Source organism: Prevotella sp. LCP21S3_D2 (assembly GCF_052118345.1).
Taxonomy (GTDB): domain Bacteria; phylum Bacteroidota; class Bacteroidia; order Bacteroidales; family Bacteroidaceae; genus Prevotella.
Map to the genome: position 1 here is coordinate 1 of NZ_JBQKHJ010000023.1, position 16,254 is coordinate 16,254.

Here is a 16,254-nt window from a genome sequence, read left to right on the forward strand (position 1 = left end):
CATGATATGTCCCTTATATTCCCACGGTCCGAGCGGATTCTTGCTCATCGCATAACCGATGCCCTCAGGACAGCAGGTAGAAGCATAAGCCAGATAATAATTGCCATTGCGTTTCCAGAACCAAGGACCTTCCTGATAATCCTGAATCTTCGAAAAGTGCATGATGGAATCAGAATAAGAAATCATGTCCTCGTTCAGTTTCACTGCCTTCAACTCCGGGTTGCCCCAATACATGTAAGCCTGATTATCATCATCTATCCATACGGTAGGGTCGATGTCGAACCAGTCGCCCTCCCATGCCAAAGGCTTTCCGATAGGATCCTTAAACGGTCCGTATGGACTATCTGCTACCAGCACTCCGATGCCATGACCGTGGATAGGACAATACATATACCATTTGCCATTGCGCTCGATGACCTGCTCTGCCCAGGCACCATTCTCGCCCTTGAACCACTTGAAGTCTTTCAATGAGGCTACGGCACCACGGTCTTGCCAGTTTACCATATCCGTTGAGGTATAGAGCAGCCAGTCTTTCATCAGGAACCCCTCAGCCCCATCCTCATCGTGGGTGGTATAGAGATATACCGTATCGTTGTGCACATAAGGTGCAGGATCGGCCGTGTACTTGGTCTGGATGATTGGCAAGTTGATGTTCTGTGCTGTTGCTGCAGTTCCCATGCCAGCCAAAAGCAGGGATAAAATCATTCTGTATCTGGTCATTTTATGATTTAAATTAATTATAGTATATTAAATTGTTATTTGTTGCTGCAAAGGTAAGCAAAAAAGCAGAATTCTACTTTTTCACATGTTTCAAATAGTTTAAATGATGTAACACTTACATCTGTACCTTTACAGCCTTACTGCTTTTCCGTCATATTCCACACTCTTGCTTGCCAGCATAGGCTGATTGCCTGCACTGCTATCAGTACCCTCCAACACGATGTGAAACTTGCGATACCCAACAAGAAAAAAAACAAGAAATACAAGGATTTCCATCCTGTCAATGAGTTCCCAAATAGAAAACGCAGACTTCAGACCCAAGAAACGGTGAGTTTTAGAGGAGAAAGCTATGAGTTAGGATTTTTAACTAAAGCTCTAAAGTAGCCGCGTAAGAGGAAAATCAAATTTGCTTCTCTAAGTATTTTATCGCTACAACCTTATATATATTCATAAATTGCACTAAGTAGAGTGCAATTTACGTTAAAAATTGCACTGAGTAGAGTGCAATTTCGTATTTAATTCGTATATTTGCACCCATAAAGAACAATATAACAGCCATAATATGGAACAATTACAAGCAACATTCGACAAATTGCTGAGAGAAACGCATACTACGTTTCATCGCTATATGTATAATCGCATCAATTGGGATGCTCGTATGATTGGATTAATGGGACCAAGAGGTGTCGGTAAAACAACTTTGGTGCTTCAACACATCAAAGAACAACTACCAAGAAAAGACACTCTCTATGTACAGGCAGAAGATTTTTATTTTGCCAGTCACAGACTCACCGAACTGGCAGATTCATTTGCAAAGATGGGAGGAAAGTATCTTTTCATTGATGAAATCCATAAATACAAGGATTGGGCAAGGGAGCTGAAATTGATATATGATTATCATTCTGAACTCCATATAATGTTTACAGGGTCATCAGTTCTCGACATAGCAAAGGGGGCATTTGACCTGAGCCGTCGTGCACTTATGTACAAGATTCAAGGACTCTCGTATCGCGAATATCTGGAACTCTTTCATGGAATCCATTTTCCTGTATGTACGTTAGACCAGCTCATGCAACAGGAAGTCGATATACCAAATGGTTTCTTGCCTCTAGAACATTTCGCTGACTATCTGCAACGAGGATATTATCCTTTTTCTGATGGCGACATCAGAATGTATATTCAGCAAGTAGTCAATGCAACGATAGAAACCGATATTCCGCAATATGCAGACCTTACGGTTTCAACAGCAAGAAAGCTCAAAAGACTACTTGCCATCATCGCTCAAAGTGCGCCATTCAAGCCTAACATGAGCCAGATAGGAGGTCAACTTGAAGTTTCAAGAAACAATATAGCCGACCTTTGCGCCTACTTGGAGAAAGCAGGACTTATAGGGCAACTCCGTACTTCAACAGGTGGCATTCAAGGTTTAGGCAAAGTGGATAAGATCTATCTGGATAATCCAACACTCATTTATACCCTTGCTGGAAAGAGTGTGGAGATAGGAACAGTTAGAGAAACTTTCTTCTTCAATCAGACACGCTCTCTCATGCCTGTCACAGTATCCCCTATATCAGATTTTCTGATTGACGGGAAATATACATTCGAGGTTGGCGGAAAGAAGAAAAAGCAAAATCAGCTACAGAACATAGAGAATGGATATGTGGTAAAGGATGATATAGAAACGGGCTATGGCAACATCATTCCGTTATGGATGTTTGGCATGCTCTATTGATAGATAATCCTTTATTATAGAAAAGATGACTCCGCATTTTTTGCAAGGTCATTTTTTCTGTTGCTACTCCCCAAACTTCCACCAATCCAATACGAGAGTCTTATCTTCATCAATCATAAAGTTCATACCAATCTTTTCCACGGTTTTGCCTCTTAGGGCAAAAGCATCAGCATAATGCTTGTTGTTAATTTGGTCAAGAGCCTCTTGTGCCGACTTATTAAATTTCAGTTCTATCACATAGATGGTATCCTTTGTTTCCATCGTAATGTCTGTTCTTCCCCGGAAAGTATGCTGTTCCACCAATATACGGAAATTCGCAAGCAGGGCAAAGATGATATACATTGTCTGCTGATAATGCCCCTCATAATCGGTATTATCGCAATAAGGTACCGTCTCCCAGAACGTTTTCAATAGCAGAAGAGCACCATCCATGTTACCCTTATTGATAAGAGCCGACATCTTGGCCACGGTCGTATTGCACATTGCAGACTTTGCCGCCAAATAATGCGGCAACATACTGCGATACAAACCTATCCTCACTTCTTTGTTAGGCAGAGCCAAGGTATAGAGTTCCGTTTCAGGATCATAATTCTTGATTGTGATATAACCACTCTGATAAAGCAAAGGCATGATAGTAGTCATCGTCTCAGTGGCTGCATCGAAATCATCCTTTGATGCATCCATCTGTTCACCCAGGTCAATCGGTGTAAAGTCATATTTCCGCATCATATTAAGGAGATAAGTAGGAGAGCCTGAGCCAAACCAATAGGAATCAACCTTTCGCTTTGAAAAGCAAGTGAGCAAACTGTATGGATTGAATATGTCAGAAGAAGGCCAAGCGAAATGATAGCCATCATAATTTTCCTTCAACTTTTCCAAAGTTTTATCATACGACAAGCCCAACACATCTGCCATCTGCTGAATATCTTCATGCATTTCTGTCACAAGTTCCTCCTTGGTAATGCCGCAAATGCCAGCATATTCTGTATCCATACTCACATTTGTGATATTATTGAGTTCACTGAATATACTAAGTTGCGAGAACTTGGTGATGCCTGTCAAGAAGACGAAACGCAGCATTCGGTCGCTATCCTTTAGGGGACTATAGAAATTGCGCATCACCTCCCTTAAGACGCCCAAGCTGGTATCCTCATGTACCACATCAAGCAAAGGAGCATCGTATTCATCGATGAGCACAACGACCTTCTGCCCAGTCTGTTCATATACTGTTTTTATCAAATTAAACATACGGATATTCGGGTCAGGAGACTCATTGACGATGCCAAATTTTTCTTCATTTGCATTCAATATATACAAGAGATAGCGCACCAATTGGTCTTTCTCCATGTGCTTTCCACCTGCCAAACTAAAATGAAGTACAGGGTATTTCGTCCAATCTTTTTCTAACTTTTCGATGGCAAGCCCCTTAAAGAGTTCCTTCTTTCCCTCGAAATAGCTCTGCATAGTAGAGACGAGGAGTGATTTTCCAAAACGACGTGGACGATTCAAGAAGAAATACTTTCCACTCGTATGAGTCATACGATAAATGAACTCCGTCTTATCTACATAGAGAAAGTCCTCCTCTCGAATCTCAGAGAAGGTCTGCATGCCTATTGGATATAACTTCGTTGCCATATTATCAACTATTTACCTTTAACGTTGGCAAAGATAAGCAAAAATCCCGAAACCGCCAAGCGATTTCGGGATTTATTATGTTGACACACCCTCTTTTATTTTTTTACCTATCTCTCAGATGCTCATGCCTCTATCACCCAATCCTCAATAGTACCTTGGGTAGAATCGAAATTGATGCCAACCTTGGTAATTGGCAAGCCACAAAGAGCGAATCGCTGGCGATAGTTCTTCAGATTGATTTGCTGCATTGCCGCCTGAGCACTCTTATTCAGCTTCAATTCAACCACATAGAGGTCGGTCTTGGTAAGGAGTACAATATCTACCCTGCCACGTGGCGTATGCACCTCCACATCCACCAGGTAATTGGTTAAGAGAGTAAAGATGATGAAGAGCATCTGCTGATAATGCCCCTCATAATTGGTCACGTTGCAGTATGGCACCGTACCCAGGAAGTCTTGCAACAGATGCAAAGCACCATCCATGTTGCGCTTGCCAATAAGCAATGCCATTTTGGCTATTGCCACATTGCCCCGTTCGGCAGAGACACCATCCACGTAGTTTGGCAGAAGATTATCAAACAACCCTACCTTGATTTCCTTGTTTGGAATATCTAGAGTATAAATCCTCGTTTCCGGATCGTACTCCTTAATGGTAACATATCCACTCTGGTAGAGCAACGGCGTGATGGTCTTCATATTCTCCGTTGGTGCATTAAAGGATGAGCTGACTGCTTCTGTCGGGGCTATCTCCGTTGGCAACACGCCAAACTGCCTCAACATATTAATAAGATAAGTTGGCGTACCAGAACTGAACCAGAATGCCCCCAATTCCTTTTTCGAGAAACAGTTGAGCAGACTGTATGGATTGAAAACGTCTGGCGATTTTTTAGAGAAATGATAGCCATCATAATTCTCCTTGAGCTTTGCAATCATCATTTCTCTAGAATATCCAAGTGCGTCAGCAAGCATATCGATGTCATCCGACATATTTTCCAGAAGTTCTTCTTTGGTGATGCCGCAGATTCCTGCATATTCATCGTCCATCGACACATTTGTGATATTGTTCAGTTCACTGAAGATGCTAACTTGCGAGAACTTGGTGATACCTGTAAGGAAAAGAAAACGCAGTTTTGCCTCACTATATTTCAGAGGACTAAAGAAGTTACGCATGATATTGCGCAACACATCCAGTTGCTCTTTCTCGTGAGCCACATCCAGCATAGGCGCATCATATTCATCGATGAGCACAACCACTTGTTTTCCGCTCTTCTCATAAGCAGTATTGATGAGGTCGATGAGTCGGTTATTTGCCCCGATACGTGGCTCGTTTATACCCCATTTCTTCTCTTGATCTTCCAGGATATAGCCCAAATACAATTCCAGCTGCTCTGGTTCCATGTGCTTGCCACCGCTCATGTCAAAATGGAGGACAGGGTATTCCGTCCACTCCTTTTCTAATTTTTCAACTGCCAATCCCTTGAACAATTCCTTCTTTCCCTCGAAATAGCTCTGCATAGTAGAGACGAGGAGTGACTTTCCGAAACGACGTGGACGACTCAAGAAGAAATACTTTCCACTCGTATGAGTCATACGATAGATGTACTCCGTCTTATCTACATAGAGAAAGTCCTCCTCTCGAATCTCAGAGAAAGTCTGCATGCCTATTGGATATAACTTCGTTGCCATATTATCAACAATTTACTATTTACGTTGGCAAAGATAAGCAAAAATCCCGAAACCGCCAAGCGATTTCGGGATTTATTCTGTATAGAACTGTGTACCCAATACCTTGAAGGGAATTTTATCACTTTATCAACGTTTATCAAAGAGTTTATAGGATGTAACAAGTAAGAAGAGGGTGCGTCATAAAATGAGATGAGGTGTTTTGGTTAAATCTCCAAACATTTTGGGAGTTTTTCATCTTTTATAGGCACCAATCGCTTACGTGAAAAAGTTTTTTAGCGAAAAAAGTCTCATAGTCTCATTTTTACCCAAAAAGCACGGCTTAAATACCTGATATATAAAGAATTAATAACAATGATACTTCTCGGTTTTAGCGCCGAGAAGTCTCATTGATGTATCATGGAAGTATCATTGACTGAACTTTTAGCTAATGCGTCTATTATTTCAGTTTTATGAAATTGATAGTGTCTACCTTTCTAGTTTATAAAGTAAAAAAGCATCTACTAAAATCAGGAAAAGTCAGTTCATCAGATGGTCCCTTTATGCCCTTCGGTTGGTCTTTCTGTGCCCGTTACACGGGCATCCGTAGCCCACCAAGTGGGCATCTGCAGCCCCTGTGCTGGGCAACCACTGCCCATAAAGCGGGCAACGAGTGCCCAAACATCGGACTCATTTTTGGGCAATATTCTTTTGATTCTTTGCGATATTTAGCATGTCCACGGCGACCGAGAAGGGTGTGTCATGGACTTATGACACACCCTCTTTTCATATTTACTCAGCTCCTTGATGATTTTCTCAAGTTACTTAATATTCTATAGAAACATCCAGTTTCTTCAAATCCTTATCAGCTGAACTGCTGCCGTAATAAACCTCATAGTTACCTGCCTTGGCACGGACGGTATTGGTTGCAGCATCGAAGAGTTCGAAGTTTCTGCTATCCAGCGTGATGACAGCCTCAGCAGTCTTTCCTGCCTTCACCTCCACTCTCTCGAAAGCCTTCAAGCTCTTCAATGGGCCATCGGTGTCAGAAGGGTCTTTCACATACACCTGCACCACCTCGGTTCCATCTTTCTTGCCAACATTACTTACCGGTACCTTCAGCGTAATCTTCTCACCCTTCTTCAGGATAGAGTTGGAAAGTGTAGCATCGCCAATACGGAAAGAAGTATAGCTCAAGCCATAACCGAATGGGAAGAGCGCATCGTTCATATAACGATAGGTTCTGCCCTTCATACTGTAGTCCTTGAAATCAGGAAACTGCTCTGAATTTTTATAGAACGTAATAGGCAACTTGCCGGCAGGATTGTACTCTCCGAAGAGTACACGAGCCACTGCCTCACCACCTTCCTGACCAGGATACCAGGCTTGGAGAATAGCATCGCAACTCTCTGTCTCTGGAGTCAAGGCGATAGCCGAACCCGAACAGTTGACAAAGACAACCTTTTTGCCCGCCTCCTTTAAAGCCTTCAGGAAATTGCGCTGAACCTTTGGCAATTCTATGTTGGTGCGGTCACCACCCTTGAAGCCAGGAATCTCGATAGGCATTTCCTCACCTTCCAACTGTGGAGAGATGCCACCTACGAAGACTACAGTCTCGCAATCCTTCAACTGCTTGAGCGAAGCCTGATAGTCGATAGGATTCTCATGCCCGATATTGAACTTCATATTGGCATTATAATTTGGCATTTCCGCATAGCGTATTTCTATCTGATACTCCTTACCTTTCACGCCCTCAAACTCGATGCGGGATTCTGCAGTACGCCAATCGCTCTTTTCTGATTTTTTCTCACCATTCAGATAAACCTCATAATGACCGCAGGCAGCCACATCGAGTAATACCTTGGCGTTCTGCTTAGGACGGAATACGGTTTCATACTTGGCAGAAAATCCTGTGAGCTTCACGTTTGGAGCAAAGGCATGCTGACCATAGGTAGTTACCTGCACAGGATTCTTTTCCTGGGTGATGGTAACAGGCTTACCTTCCATTTCACGATTGTTCCAGAAAGTGCCCTTAAAGCCCATCTTGCCATCCATGCTACACTGGTCGAAGTAAGAATCCAAAGTCTGGTCGTTCACCAGGTCGCACCCTTTAAAGGTGACGACCTGGTTTTTCTTCAAACGACTCTTGATACCATCCAGGATGGTAATTGTCTGTCGTGGAGTACCATTATAGTTTCCCCACATCATCGGTTCGTTATCCACATTTGGTCCGATGAAAGCAATCTTCTTTACCTTTTTATCAAGAGGTAATACCTCATTCTTGTTTTGGAGCAGCGTCATGGTCTGCAGAGCCATATCGAGCGAGAGCTGGCGATGCGCCTTGCTGCAAAGTACAGATACAGGAATCTTCGACCATGATACTATCTTGTTGTCATCCATCTCACCCAAGTCGAAACGACCTTCGAGCAGACGAATCACATGCTTATCAACTTCTTCTTCAGTCAGGGCACCATACTTCACAGCCTCAGGCACCGATTTATATATATAATTAAATCCACATTCTACATCGGTTCCAGCCAATACACCCTTAGCTGCTGCATTTCTGGCATTGCTTGAAACCTTATGATTCTCCCAGAAATCAGTAACAGCACCACAGTCGGAAACTACCAGGTACTTGAATCCCCACTCATCCCTGAGAATCTGCTGCAAAAGGCGGGTGTTGCCGCAGCATGGTTCATCATCCCAACGCTGATAGGCACACATCACCTCACGCACCTTGGCATCCTGCACCAGTGATTTGAAGGCAGGCATATAAGTTTCCCAAAGGTCGCGCGGTGTAACATCGGTAATATTGTCTGTATGGCGAGCCCATTCTGGTCCGCTATGAATTGCATAGTGCTTGGCACAAGCCAAGAGTTTGCGGTATTTAGTATCTTCAGGTCCCTGCAATCCGCGCACCACGGCACATCCCATCCTACTGGTAAGATAAGGATCCTCACCATAGGTTTCCTGTCCACGTCCCCAGCGAGGATCACGGAAGATATTCACGTTTGGAGTCCAGACCGAGAGGGCATGGAAACGGGTTACATCTCCTCCCTTCTGCTGCAGTTCATTCCATTTGGCACGCATCTCATCAGAAGTTGCATCAAAGACTCTATACACCATTCTGTCGTTAAACGAAGCTGCCATTCCGATAGGTTCCGGAAAGACGGTTACATCTCCCATGTTCGCCACACCATGCAGTGCCTCGCTCCACCACTGGAATCTCTTGATTCCCAATCGTGGGATAGCCGGTGAATCATCCAGCATCAGAGAAGCTTTCTCTTCCAAAGTGAGACGACCACATAAATCTACCGCTCTTTCATGAGCCGAGAGGGCTGGATTCTGATAAGGCAACTGCTGCGCTGAGGCATTGCCGGAGGACATAGTTACCACAAACATCAAAGCTGCGTATATAACATTCTTGTTCATTGTAATTACTATTAAGCTATTAGTATATTAAATTGTTATTTGCACTGCAAAGGTAAACAAAAAAGCAGAATACTATTTTATCACAAGTATCAAATACTTTAAATTATGTAAATTACATCTGTATCTTTACAGCCTTTCCGTCATATTCCACACTCTTGCTTGCCTGCATAGGCTGATCGCCCGCTCCACTATCGGCATCCACCAGTACGATATGGAATCTGCGATGCTGGAGCATTCCCTTATAGCTGCCCTTGCGTGGAGCGATGTTCAGGGTTCTGTCTGCTTCATTCCATACAAACTGGATTTCCGAGAATTTACCCTTCTCGTAATTATAGTTGTCGCCCTCATCCTCATAGAGCATCAATATATCATCCGACATCATTGAATCTACTTTTGGCATCTATAAGAGCAAAAAGTCACCGAACAAGCTGTACGGTGTAACGTCTTTTGTTCTGACGATATCGTTATATCCAAAAGTCTCGAACGAATCCGTTACAAAAACAATTAATTTCAAAGAGCGCATTGTAAATGTTAAACTGAAGTACATCAGTACTTGGTCAACCGAGCATTTGTCCAAAAACTGGGTTACAGAACGAACCAAAACGCTTAGGAAAGTGAGCTAAAATTGGTACAACAAACTGGACACCCTATCAATTAAATATTTAGGAGTGCAAAGGTACAACATTCTTTGCACTCCTAAAATACGTCAAATTTGGGATGCTTACAGAGCATCTTCCACACGTTCCTCTATTGGATATGAATCATTCTGATATATAGGCATCTCTGCCTTAACTCCCATTGCAGGGATAATGATTAAAGACATTATCACAGATATAGCTTTCATTTCTGACGTTGTGACTTGAGTTTTATTTGTGCAACCTTAAGACCTTTGGCTTCAGCCTTAATAATAACATTACCGGGCTTACCGGTAGACTTAATTACAGCACCGACTTTCCCTTTCCATGCTTTATGGTTTGGGCGATGATAGCCCTGAGTTGATTTGGGGTCTGCACTTCCAGATCCAATCAATTCTCCTTCACCAAGCACTGAAAAAGTTATTTCATTGTCGGCAATAGGGACTAAATTCCCATTTTTATCAACGACCTCTGCCAACACAAATATAAGATCCTGATTGTTCGCTGTAAGGATATTTCTATTTGCGGTAAGCTTGACAGCCGCTGGATTCCCGGCTGTTTCCATGATTGATAAATAATCAGTCTCATCGCCATTTTTATCCAGGGCTACAGCTTTTATATTACCCGCCTCATAGGGCACGCTGAATACTGCTTTATACCTTGTGTCATATGTTACTTTTTTGGTATCATATTCTGAGCCATTCACATAAAGTCTTACAGCAGGGAATTTGGTAATAACTTCTATTTCTATAGATTTGCCTTCATATCCGGGCCATGTCCAGCTTTCCCATGAAGGATAAGTTCCCCACATACTTTCATTTATAGAGCCATAATACCCCTCTGGCTCTTTCACATACATGAATAATGAAGGCTTATCACTATAAAGAATTTCTCGATAGTGAGATATAGGCTTGCGCTGCCATATCAGGTCGATATCTCCACAATATGAAGAATGCCAGGGCCATTGAGCACTTACAAAAAATTCGGTATTATTTTCACCTGCATAATAATACTTTCCTATTCCTGATTCGCCCAAATAGTCAATTCCGGTCCATACGAAATCACCTATCACATAAGGAAGGTTCGCAGTTCTACTCCAGTTGTCAAAAGCATCGTGGGGATAAGACTCCGTCTGCCACATGATTCTGTCGGGCACACGATTATGATCATCTTCGGCCTTATGCATTAGATAATTATAACCTACTATGTCAAGTTCGGCTGCCAAAGGGTCGAAAATGTCCCACTCATTGTCCCAGGTACACAGAGCACTTGTCACAGGACGTGCCGGGTCGAGTTCCCGGCAAAGGTCAGCAAGTTTTTTAGCAGTCTTCACTACTTCAATCTGCTTACGCTCTATTACTTCATTGCCGATACTCCAGCATATTATGGACGGGTGATTTCTATCACGGAGCACGAGAGACTTGAGGTCGGCGTCCCACCACTGATCAATGTGTTTGGAATAATCAAACGGTCTTTTCTCCCAACGCCATCCATCAAAAGCTTCGTCAATAACGAGGATTCCCTGACGGTCACACTCGTCAAGAAATGACGGTGCTGGATGGTTATGGCTCGTACGAACGGCATTGAATCCAGCCTCCTTAAGCATTTTAACCTTGTGGGCTTCTGCAGCGTCATAGCTTCTTGCTCCGATAAGTCAGTTATCACTATGTACACACGCACCAGTCAACAATACTGGTCTATCATTTAATTTGAACCCTTCAGATACCGAGTATTCAATCTTTCTCACGCCGAAAGTTTCGTCAACAGTATCAATCATGTTTCCATCTTTGTCTTTAAGACAAATTTCCAACGTGTAAATATATGGAGAGTCAATATCCCAAAGTTTTAAGGGGACATCTTTAAACTCTACGTTGTTCGACTCACTGTTTATAGGAGTATTGGTTTCATATAGCAGTTTGCCATCGGAATTCTTTATATAAACCCTTGCTGTGAATCCGTCGGATTGACCGTTTACATCAAACGAAGCCTTGACTGTGGATCTATATTTCTCTACCTTGGGCGTGGTGATATAAACCGACCATGGCTTCACATGCGTGTTTGGCAGATTCAACAGCCACACATGACGATATATTCCCGAACCTGTGTACCATCGTGCGTTTCTTTGTTGTGAATTGTCTACAGAAATCGACAGCTCATTCTCGCCCGGTTTGAGATATGAGGAAAGGTCATATAACACAGATGAATATCCATATGGTCTATGGCCTACTAATGAATCGTTTACAAAGACATGGGCGTCCATATACGCTCCCTCAAGATACAGCAGATGTCTACCTTTGCTTATATCATCGTATGTTGCTACCAATGTTTTCTTATACAAACCTTTACCTGCAGGAAGGTACCCGCCGTCATTACCCATGGCAGCGTCTTCGGTAAAGTCATTCAATATACTCCAGTCATGAGGTAGATCAACCATCTGGAAACTGGTTGGCACCTGCTCTCCTTTATCGTTTTGTACAAGGGTGAATAGCCACGCATCGTCAATCAGTTGTTTTCTTTGCGTAGAGTTTATTGCAGTAATGTTTGATTTGGCATTGATTACCAATGCCGGTGTAAGCATAACCACATAAATTGAGAAAATATATCTTAATATATTCATAAATTTAGCTGTAAACATAAAGGGGGATAAGTATTCCCGTATCCCCCTTTTAAAGATTAAATGAAGTCAGAGGCTTATTTCACTGAAATCTGATTTCCTTTGTAGCGTATCTCTCTGACTTTATCATCACCGACAATCTTTACATTAAACTTGCGAGAGAGAGGCATGCCGTCAAAAGATCCACTGCGTTTGCCTATTGTAAGCCTCTTGGCTTTATCATTCCATTTCAAGGGAATAGTAGAATATTTGCCCTTTTCGTAATTATAATTGTCACCCTCGTCCTCATAAAGCAGGAATGAAGCATCTTTTCCGGGATATACGACTATGTCAATATTATCGTATTTGTTTTCATTGGCATACTGTACGTCAGGACCTAATGTGAGAATACTACCCTCCTTAACATATAACGGACATCTTGAAATAGGTGCATCGGCAGCAATAGTCTGCCCGCCGTCAAATAAATCTCCTGTCCAGAAATCATACCAGCGTATTCCTTCGGGAAGATATACATCATAGGTCTTGGTGGCATTCCAGTCAACTTCTGCAAATTTCCCGGATTTGTCGATCTCTTCAGGAGTAAAGAGCGCTCTGCCTACAGGACAAACTAGCACATTGCGGCCAAACATAAATTCATCGTTTATATCCCATGTGTTTTTATCGTTTTTAAAGTCCATGAAGAGAGCTCTCATGAACGAATCATCATTTTTTGACACTTGCCAGGCGTGGCTATATATATACGGTAGGAAACGATAGCGTAGTTTTACAGCATCTACAAGGGCGTCATAAACAGGTTCTCCCTTTTTTCCATAGAGATATATTTCACGGGGAGCTCCTGTACCATGGCTTCGCATCATTGTCATGAATGCGCCAAGCTGCATCCATCTTACATATAGTTCTCGGAACTGAGGATTGTCTTTTGCTGAAGCCCAACCATTTGTATTGTAGTCGTTGGCAAGAAAACCACTTATGTCTGAATGAACATTTGGATTAGCTGTCAGGGTAAAGTTCAGGCACACAGGTATCTGCTTACGCATTGCATCCCATGTCGAAGCTACGTCACCACTCCATGTATTGGCACCTGTGCGCTGCTGACCTGCAAAATAGGAACGCGTAAAAATAAATGCGCGCTTGGTGCTGTCGACATTGCGCTGATGGTTGTACACGCCCTCTACAGTCATAAGAGGATATGCATTGCGCACCGATCGCAGTGATCCGAGCGCCGTTGGCACATCAAGGTCGCGGTCGTTTTCGTTATAGAAATCGGGGTCGGTAGAGTCCATCCACCAGCAATCAACGCCCATACGGTGGAGACGTGAGAGATTTTTCCAATATATGTCACGGGCTTCAGCGCTATACGCGTCATAGACTCTTGAACCGCTGGGATAATCATCGCGAGGAGGCCAGCCTGGGAGACCACTGGGAGGGAATGTCTCAAAATCAAGCAGGTGACCTTTGCGAGCCAGTTCGCGATAAGGTTTTGTACCTATGCCAAAAGACTGCCATACAGATACGCTTATATGAGCATTCTGATCATGTACATGATCGATCATCTTCTGAGGTTCGGGAAAACCTTCTGCAAGGAATTCCATTGCATTCCAAAGGTAAGGATTGCCCCAGTATTCCCAGTCCTGTACAATACCATCATAGGGGATTTTCAGGTCGCGATATTTATCCACAACCTCAAGTAATTCAGATTGTGTTGCATAGCGTTCGCGGCTCTGATGAAAACCATAGGTCCAAAGGGGAGCCATAGGCACTTTACCAGAAAGATGACGCATACCGGCTATTACACCGTCGGCGTCGCCGCCGTAGATGAAATAGTAGTCTATGATATCACCGACTTCCGATTCGAGAACAAGTTCATCGGCCTTGCCTTTTTCGGGTACCGATATGAACGTTGGAGAATAATTATCCCAGTATACGCCGTAACCTTTGATACTCTGATAGAAGTGAGCATAGTCCTCGGTATTAGTCTGTTCCATACGACGTTGCTCGCCGCGCTGATTTAGTTTGCCGTTTTGAAGCATACCGATACCGTATATAGCCTCGTCAGGTTCTACCGAGAATGTTTGCTTTACCTTATAAGAATTACAGTCAGGACCAGTATGGCGAGGTGTGAAAGCATATTCGCCTTCGGTCATCAAGAGATTACCTTTTGAGTCGGAAAAAGACACCTTACCGTTATCCACTGTGACTGTGAGCTGGTCTGTAGTATATACAGTTTTACCATCCTCTGATTTTTTTACTACTGCAACATTTTCAGGAGCAGCAGTGACTACAAGAGATACATTCTTAGAAGCATCCGCTCCATTATCTTTTGTAACCCTCACTATACCAGGGGTATAGAATTCAATTTTCTGTGCCAGCAAGCCTGGCGAAGAAAAAATGGCAATTACAGCCATAAAAAAAGTTTCTTCATTGTTTTAATAAAAAATACACTACTGTCCAATAAAAAAGGGCAATTCGATCTTTGAAACAGTTGAATTATAGTCTTTTATGCAGTATTTTGCAATGAAACGGACTTGATTTTGTAACTTTGCAGCCAAAAAGAATTGGCTACTATGTTTCAAGACAAATATGTTTTCGCTCAACTTACTGCATTTCTGAATAGAACTCAGTTCAACAACTACGTACGCAAGTATGATGGCAACCGATACGTGAAACACTTCACTTGCTGGAACCAGCTTCTTGCAATGATGTTTGGGCAACTGAGCAATCGTGAGAGTTTACGTGACTTGATAGTTGCATTGGAAGCTCATCGAGCTAAGCAATATCATCTGGGACTTGGACGTAATACTATCGTAAAAGCAACTCTTGCTTATGCCAATCAGACTCGTGATTACAGGATTTTCGAAGACTTTGCATTCTATATGATGAAGGAAACTTGCAAAAAACGAGAAACCAACATTTTGAATATACCAGGAAAGAAGTATGCTTTTGATTCGACAACTATTCCATTGTGTCTTGCAACTTTTCCATGGGCAAAGTTCAGAAGTAAGAAAGGAGGAGTCAAAGCACATGTCTTATATGACGTAGAAGCACAAGTTCCAGCTTTCTATACTGTGACCACAGCATCAAAGCATGATTCTACAGCAATGTCTTCAATTACGTATGAACCAAACAGTTACTACATTTTCGATAGGGCTTATGATACTTTCAAGGAACTTTATAAGATTCATCTTACAGGTTCCTACTATGTAGTCAGAGCCAAAACGAACTTGAAGTACAAAATGGTAAAATGGAAGCGAAGAATGCCAAAGAATGTACTAACTGATGCAGAAGTAAAACTAACAGGATATCTTTCCGAAAAGAAGTATCCTGAATCATTCAGATTCATTCGATACTACGATGAAGAAGATGATCGTGAGTTTACTTTTCTGACGAATGCAAAGCATCTTTCTGCGTTGGATGTCGCGAATCTATATAAAAAAAGATGGTTGGTTGAGCTATTTTTCAAATGGCTAAAGCAGCATCTTAAGATAAAGAGATTCTGGGGCACAACGAAGAATGCTGTACGCATACAGATTAGTGTTGCCATTATCACTTATTGTCTCGTGGCTATTGTGCACCATGATATGCAATTGAAACGCTCGACATATGAAGTTTTGCAGATTCTAAGCATTTCATTGACGGACAAAACCCACCTAAGAGATCTATTTGATAAGACTATTTTCAACGATGTCAAAGAACTCGATTATCCCCTTTTTAAGGGACTGTTTGATTAATTAATTAACGTGTCCAATTTTTATTGTACACTAATGTAAAAAATAAATAAATAATGTCACTACTGTCCCGTAAAAGTGGACTGTGTAACTATTAAGC

At 42.4% G+C, this 16,254-nt stretch carries 11 protein-coding genes; 2 read left to right on the forward strand and 9 right to left on the reverse strand.

Annotated elements, in window-relative coordinates:
• Both ACTQ16_RS12790 and ACTQ16_RS12795 read right to left on the reverse strand, forming a co-directional pair.
• Positions 1-705 (reverse strand): family 43 glycosylhydrolase (locus ACTQ16_RS12790; RefSeq protein ID WP_441937765.1); only part of this gene is annotated, 705 nt, incomplete at its 3' end.
• 144 nt (positions 706-849) lie between these two features.
• The gene (locus ACTQ16_RS12795; RefSeq protein WP_287562693.1) at positions 850-996 is read right to left on the reverse strand and encodes a hypothetical protein; all 147 of its coding nucleotides are present in this window, start codon (positions 994-996) and stop codon (positions 850-852) included.
• Between the two features lie 286 nt (positions 997-1,282).
• On the opposite strand from ACTQ16_RS12795, the gene ACTQ16_RS12800 reads away from it, so the two are divergent.
• Positions 1,283-2,452: an ATP-binding protein gene (locus ACTQ16_RS12800; RefSeq protein ID WP_441937726.1), complete on the forward strand. Its 1,170-nt coding sequence runs from the start codon at positions 1,283-1,285 to the stop codon at positions 2,450-2,452.
• 63 nt (positions 2,453-2,515) lie between these two features.
• On the opposite strand, the gene ACTQ16_RS12805 is transcribed toward ACTQ16_RS12800, so the two are convergent.
• From ACTQ16_RS12805 to ACTQ16_RS12835, 7 genes are all read right to left on the reverse strand, one after another.
• Positions 2,516-4,087, reverse strand: coding sequence for an AAA family ATPase (locus tag ACTQ16_RS12805; RefSeq protein ID WP_441937728.1), 1,572 nt, complete (start codon positions 4,085-4,087; stop codon positions 2,516-2,518).
• Positions 4,088-4,209: 122 nt separating this feature from the next.
• Entirely contained in the window at positions 4,210-5,772 is a 1,563-nt protein-coding gene (locus ACTQ16_RS12810; protein WP_006849129.1) for an ATP-binding protein, read from the reverse strand.
• 801 nt (positions 5,773-6,573) lie between these two features.
• Positions 6,574-9,180, reverse strand: coding sequence for a xylan 1,4-beta-xylosidase (gene xyl3A, locus ACTQ16_RS12815; RefSeq protein WP_441937730.1), 2,607 nt, complete (start codon positions 9,178-9,180; stop codon positions 6,574-6,576).
• Between the two features lie 112 nt (positions 9,181-9,292).
• Positions 9,293-9,580 (reverse strand): DUF5110 domain-containing protein, encoded by a 288-nt coding sequence (locus ACTQ16_RS12820; RefSeq protein ID WP_288963685.1) that lies wholly within the window; start codon positions 9,578-9,580, stop codon positions 9,293-9,295.
• A gap of 440 nt (positions 9,581-10,020) precedes the next feature.
• The gene (locus tag ACTQ16_RS12825; RefSeq protein ID WP_441937733.1) at positions 10,021-11,421 is read right to left on the reverse strand and encodes a glycoside hydrolase family 2 TIM barrel-domain containing protein; all 1,401 of its coding nucleotides are present in this window, start codon (positions 11,419-11,421) and stop codon (positions 10,021-10,023) included.
• A 48-nt stretch (positions 11,422-11,469) separates the two neighbouring features.
• Complete coding sequence (locus tag ACTQ16_RS12830) at positions 11,470-12,432, reverse strand: sugar-binding domain-containing protein (RefSeq protein ID WP_441937734.1); 963 nt, start codon at positions 12,430-12,432, stop codon at positions 11,470-11,472.
• Between the two features lie 74 nt (positions 12,433-12,506).
• The gene (locus ACTQ16_RS12835; RefSeq protein ID WP_441937735.1) at positions 12,507-14,834 is read right to left on the reverse strand and encodes a TIM-barrel domain-containing protein; all 2,328 of its coding nucleotides are present in this window, start codon (positions 14,832-14,834) and stop codon (positions 12,507-12,509) included.
• A 159-nt stretch (positions 14,835-14,993) separates the two neighbouring features.
• Between ACTQ16_RS12835 and ACTQ16_RS12840 the strand changes: the two genes are divergently transcribed.
• Positions 14,994-16,157: an IS4 family transposase gene (locus ACTQ16_RS12840; RefSeq protein WP_441937737.1), complete on the forward strand. Its 1,164-nt coding sequence runs from the start codon at positions 14,994-14,996 to the stop codon at positions 16,155-16,157.
• Positions 16,158-16,254: the final 97 nt, after the last annotated feature.